The 5,461-nt window shown below is 64.9% G+C and carries 4 protein-coding genes; 1 reads left to right on the top strand and 3 read right to left on the bottom strand.

Annotated features, from left to right (window positions below; genetic code table 11):
• The coding region (locus HUV01_RS11415; RefSeq protein WP_174298370.1) for an aspartyl protease family protein at positions 1-777 on the top strand (777 nt) is incomplete at its 5' end.
• 75 nt (positions 778-852) lie between these two features.
• On the opposite strand, the gene phaR is transcribed toward HUV01_RS11415, so the two are convergent.
• From phaR to HUV01_RS11400, 3 genes are all read right to left on the bottom strand, one after another.
• A complete protein-coding gene (phaR, locus tag HUV01_RS11410; RefSeq protein WP_174298369.1) occupies positions 853-1,431 on the bottom strand; it encodes a polyhydroxyalkanoate synthesis repressor PhaR in 579 nt (192 codons plus the stop codon).
• Between the two features lie 151 nt (positions 1,432-1,582).
• Entirely contained in the window at positions 1,583-4,783 is a 3,201-nt protein-coding gene (locus HUV01_RS11405; RefSeq protein WP_217430992.1) for a TonB-dependent receptor domain-containing protein, read from the bottom strand.
• Positions 4,784-4,953: 170 nt separating this feature from the next.
• On the bottom strand, positions 4,954-5,461 hold a 508-nt coding region (locus tag HUV01_RS11400), incomplete at its 5' end, for an alanine racemase (RefSeq protein WP_302480049.1).

The following is a 5,461-nucleotide window of genomic DNA, read 5'->3' as shown; positions in this document are numbered from 1 at the left end:
GTCGCGATGCTGGTGGGACGCGACCTCATCGGCGCCGCCGCGCTCGACATCGATTACGCCAACCGCCGGTTCCGGCTGATCGCGTCCGGGCGGCTGCCGTTCGCGGGCACCGTGGCGCCGCTCGCCATCTCCGCCGAGCGGCAGGTGTACGTGACCCGGGTGACGCTCGGCGGCCACACGCTGTCGCCGATGATCGTCGACACCGGCGACGGATCGGCGATCACCGTGTCGCGGGCGGGCTGGCGCGGCGCGGGGCTCGACGGGCGGCGCAGCACCACCGCGGTCGCCTATGGGCTGGCGGGGCCGATCACGATCCAGCTGGCGATCGTCCCCGACCTGCGCGTCGGCGATCTCGACGCGCGCCAGGTGGAGGTGCGGGCGGAGGCCCGGGGCGGCTTTTCCGAAACGGTCGGCGTCGCCGGGCGGATCGGGTCGGGCTTCCTCCAGCGTTACCGCGTGCTGATGGACGCCGGTGCGGGCCGGATGGTGTTCGCGCCCGGCCCGGACGCCGACCACGCGCCGCTGCGCTCCACCAGCGGGCTTCTGCTGGCGCTGGAGCCCGGCCATCTGCGGGTGATCCACGTCATGCGCGGCGGCCCGGCGGCGGCGGGGTGGCGGACGGGAGACCTGATCTGCAGCGTCGACGGGCGGACGGTCGGCGCCGACTATGCGACCGACGGGCTGGGCGGCTGGTCCGCCGGGCCGGTCGGGCGCGTGGTGCGGCTGGGCCTGTGCGGCGGCGCGGTCCGACAACTGACGCTGGCGGACTTCTACTGACGCCGGGGGCTTATCCGGCCCGGCCGATCGGGATGGGCGCCGGCCCGCCCGACCATCCATTGATCCGCCCGTCCGCTATTCGGCCAGCCGCTCCACCTTCTTGTGCAGGCTGGCGAGTTCGGCCTTCAGCGCGGCAATCTCCTCGTCCTTGCTGGCGTTCGCGTCGGTGGCGGCCGGCGCCGGAGCGGTACCCCCGGCACCGGGTTTGAACGCGCTGGTCGCCGCCTCGAACATCGCCATGTTGCGCTTGGCGATCTCGGCGAAGGGCGAGCCCGAAAAGGCGCCCTGGACCGCGGACTGGAAGCCGCTCTGAAGCTGCGCATGGTTGCGACGGAAGCTCTCCATCGACGCCTCCAGATAGCCCGGCACCATCTTCTGCATCGAATCGCCGTACAGCGCGATCAGCTGTCGCAGGAAGCCGACCGGCAGCATCGCCTGCCCTTCGCGCCCTTCCTCCTCCATGATGATCTGGGTCAGGACGGTGTGGGTGATGTCCTCGTCGGTCTTTGCATCCACCACCCGGAACTCGCGCCCCCCGCGCGTCATCGCCGCCAGATGCTCGAGCGTGATGTAGGAGGACGTCTCTGTGTTGTAGAGCCGCCGGTTGGCATATTTCTTGATCGTCACCACGCCATCGGCGTTCGGCTTCTTCATGGCGCGCCCTCCTGCCCTGTCAGGATGCTAGGCGCTTCGATGACGCGTCGCAACATGGCAATTGCGCAGAGCGGTACTGACATGACACTTGGCGCATACGAGGAGACCGCCTGTCTTACCGACGATCTCCTCGTTTCTCACGATAACGTAATCAGAGCTGCCCGCGGACACTTATGGCAAAGCGACGACCGAACAAGTCGATGGCGCTGTTGGGATTATAGTATCCATCATAATCCTGATACTTCTTGTCGCCCACGTTCGTAACAGAGATCGTCAAACGATACTTCTTCTGAACTTCGATCCAGAGGGACATGTCAACCGTAGCATAGGCATCGAGCGTGTTGATCTCACGAAGATCAGTCGACAATGCCGTTCGCACCGCGCTCTGCTTGCCGACGAAATTCACGGATGTAGCGAACCCGCCGACACCTGGCACTACTATCCGGTTGTCGCTTCGAAACTGGAACTTCGGATCGGGAGACAATGAGCCCGTTCCCAGAAATGTGCCATCGGTACGCTGCGGCGCAACCCCCGTCGTGTCGATGAGACGCTTGTTGAGCGAAAAGATCGTGTTGTCCGTCTCGAACCGACCTGGGATGTAGCGGTCCAGCGGCTGGCTGTAGCTGATCGTTCCCTGGATACCCGAGAATGCGATACGATTGCCATTGACGTAGCCGCTGCTGACACCGGGGTTGGCGGGATCGGCCGTGACCTGACCGCCACGGTCGCCTCCGTTGGTCGCGTTTCCGCCCTGGCCCGGTGCATAGCGTTTGATCTGGGAGCAGAAGCTGTTGCCGTTCGCCGGGTCGGCGGTGTTGAAGGTGGCGTTGTCGAAGCAGGCCGAAGCAATCTGCGTGACGGTAAGATTGGTGATCGGGTTGCGGATCACGACGTTGATATAGTCCGCGCCTATGCTGAACCGCTTCAGGAAGCGAGGCGTGAACGATCCGCCGAACGTGTAGCTGTATGACACCTCGTTCTTGAGCATGGGATTGCCGCCGCTGACGGCTGGAACCGTCGCGGACGCCGCATCGAGCGGGGTCGCATTGGGATAGGCGGCAAGAAAGGCGGCGCAGTTGCGGGCGCGGATCACGGGCGCTGCGCCGGCATTGATGTTATTTGTGGAACACAGATCGGGCACCGTCACGAACGAGGAAGATCGCGGCAGGAACAGCTCGGTGATCGCGGGTGCGCGGAACGATCGGGTGTAGTCGGCGCGCAGCGTGATATCCTGGACGGGCTTCCACCGCCCTCCCCCGGACCAAGCGATGAAACCGCCGTTGACCGTATTGTCCACATGCCGGACGCTGGCGTCGATCTCGACCAGGTTCAGGAGCGGCACATGGTTGGACGGACGGAGCAGCGGCAGCAGCACCTCGCCATATTCTTCGTCAACGTTGTACCTGCCGTTGATCGGCGCGATCGCGACAGACCGGCCAAGCCCGGCCTGCTGGAAGGAGTCCGGCGTGAAACGGCCATCCTCCTCGCGATGCTCGTAGCCGATGTTGAAGCTGTAATCGTTGCCGAACAGCGCGAACGGGCTGCCTCCGAAGTTGGCGACGAAGTCCTTCTGCTGCAGTACGCTGATCGTATGAGTGTTCTGGATTATATAGGCTCGCGCCGCGGCGCTGGGCGATCCCTTGCCGAACAGGTTCAACGGCGCGCAGGCCGCATCGACGGTCGGAGTATAACCCGCGACCGCGTTCACGGTCGGCGTGGGATTGCAGACGATCTGTCCCGCCGCGTTGGTGGTGACGTTGACCGCATTCACGAACTTCTGCTGGTTTAGGCTCTGCCCGAAGTCGTCGAGCCGCGTCCGGCCATAGTTGCCATAGGCCTCGTAGTTGAATGGCCGGCCGAACAGCTTCACGTCGCCGCGTGCGCCCAGCACGGCACGATACAGCTCGAGCTTCGTGCCACCGGATTGATCCGCAAGATCGTCCGATGCGCGCGATAGCTGGAAGGTGTTGACGCCCAGGGTAGCCAGCTGCGCCTTGGCCTGAGAAGTCAGGAACGGATTGGTAGCGCTGAACGTCAGCTGCGCGCTGTTGCCGCCGAACAGGGTGGAATTATATGTCGGCTGGGCGACAAGCTGGTCACCGCGCGCATTGTAGTAGGTGCCCTCGAAGAAGAACTTCAGCGCATCGGATGCGTCATAGTGAACGAACAGGTTGCCGGTGTGACGCTTCACGTCGCTCGTCACCTGTGAATAGGGGTAGAGGCGATAGCCGTCGCCGCCCGACGCATAGGGAGCGGCGAACAGGACGCCCTTGTTGAGCGGCACCAGATTGCCGGTCGTATCGAACTGGTAGCCGTTCACCGCGGCGGCGACGCGATTAGCGGAGGTGAAGGCGGTGGCACGGCTGGCGTCGGTGATCTCGCCGCCGGTGGTCAGCTGGTACAGCACGCGGTCGCGCACCAGAAGCGAGCCCGGATTGCCGTCGGTCGTCGAGTCGTTGTAGCCGAAACCCGTGTTGACGCGGCCGTCGTTGCGGAAGGTGATACCCGATGCGGCGGTCCGGCCGAGCGTTGCCGCTCCTGCCGTGCTCGGGTTGGTCACCGTTCCGACGCCGGCGGTCAGGAAGTCGCGGTCCGAATAGAGGATGCCGTTCTGGACGTCGCGTGTGTAGGCGGCGGTGACGTTCAGCTTGCCGCCGAGGAAATCATGCCCGACCAGCACCGCGGCGTTGTAGCGAAAGCCGTCCCCCCGTTCAGTGATGCCGGTCAGGCCGTTCACGGTCACGCCATTGTACCGGTCGCGCAGGATGAAGTTGACGGTGCCGCCGATCGCATCCGATCCATAGGTGGTCGCGCCGACGATCGTCGTCGTCTCCGCATGGTCGAGCAGGATCGTCTGGACGATGTTCGTGTCGACCTGCGAGCCCGCCGTTCCCTGATTGAACAGCGTGTTGGGGTTTGACGACACTACGCGGCGGCCGTTGATCAGCGTCAGCGTGCGATTTGAACCGAGGCCGTAGAGATTCGTAAAATTCACGCCCTGACCAAAGGAGCCCTGCGCACCGTTGGGCGTCACCGATCCGCGGATGCCCGGCAGGTTGTTGAGCGCGTCGGCGACGTTGGTGAAGTTGCGCTCATCGACATACTGCCGGTCGGTGACCAGCGTCGGCGCGACGGTGTCGTAGCTCTGGCGGCGGATGCGCGAGCCGGTGACGACGACGGTACCGTCGGAGTCTCCAACGGTGGTCCCGTCCGCGTTGACGGACTGGCCGTTAGCCGCCGACCCGAGACCGGTCTGTGTGTTCTTGCTCGATCCCTCGGACAGTATGTCGGTCTTCGTGGTGCTGGTCGTGCCGGTGGTTTGAGCCTGAGCCGCAGCAGGAACGAGCGCCATCACGATGGCGATGACGGATGACCGAAGTAGCAGGCGACTGTGCAAAACCATTAAGTATTACTCCCAGGTGAATGACTGGGAGTTACAAGAATGATCCTTGAGAACCACATGTTTGTGTGTAGCGGCAACCATTTGCGAAAGATTGTGTCACTTCTGTCACAGGGTTTGCCCTATCCCCACACCCGCGCATACCGCGTGCCCAGCCGGGTCAGCAGCTCGTACTGGCTGACCCCCGAACTCGCCGACGCGGCGGGCAGGGCGTAGTCGAGCCGCACCCGGTCGCCCTCGGCGAGGCGTGGGGCGTCGTCGACCGCGATCGCCACCAGGTCCATCGACACGCGTCCGAGCAACGGCAGGCGCGTGTCGCCGACGTGCGCGGCGCCGACGCCCGACAGCGCTCGGGCATAGCCGTCCGCATAGCCGATCGACAGGATCGCGACCTGCGTATCGCGTGTCGCGGTCCAGGTCGCGTCATAGCCGACGCTGTCGCCCGCGCGCACGGTGCGGCGCTGCAGCACCTCCGCCTCCGGGGTCGCGACCGGCCGGATCGCGCCCTCCAGCGCGGCGCAGGGCACGCCGCCATAGAGCGCGAGGCCCGGCCGGACGAGGTCCGCGGCATCGCCAAGCATCTGCGCGACGACAAGATGCCGACCGACGTGATCTGGCTCGACATCGACT

Source organism: Sphingomonas bacterium (assembly GCF_903643035.1).
GTDB lineage: Bacteria > Pseudomonadota > Alphaproteobacteria > Sphingomonadales > Sphingomonadaceae > Sphingomonas.
Note: the sequence above shows the minus strand (reverse complement) of the source record. Positions and strands in the feature narration are given on the sequence as shown.

What these genes read in the sequence shown, in the direction of transcription:
- phaR (WP_174298369.1), bottom strand. Translation starts at nt 1,431, where the DNA reads ATGAAGAAGCCGAACGCCGATGGCGTGGTGACGATCAAGAAATATGCC.
- HUV01_RS11405 (WP_217430992.1), bottom strand. Translation starts at nt 4,783, where the DNA reads ATGGCGCTCGTTCCTGCTGCGGCTCAGGCTCAAACCACCGGCACGACC.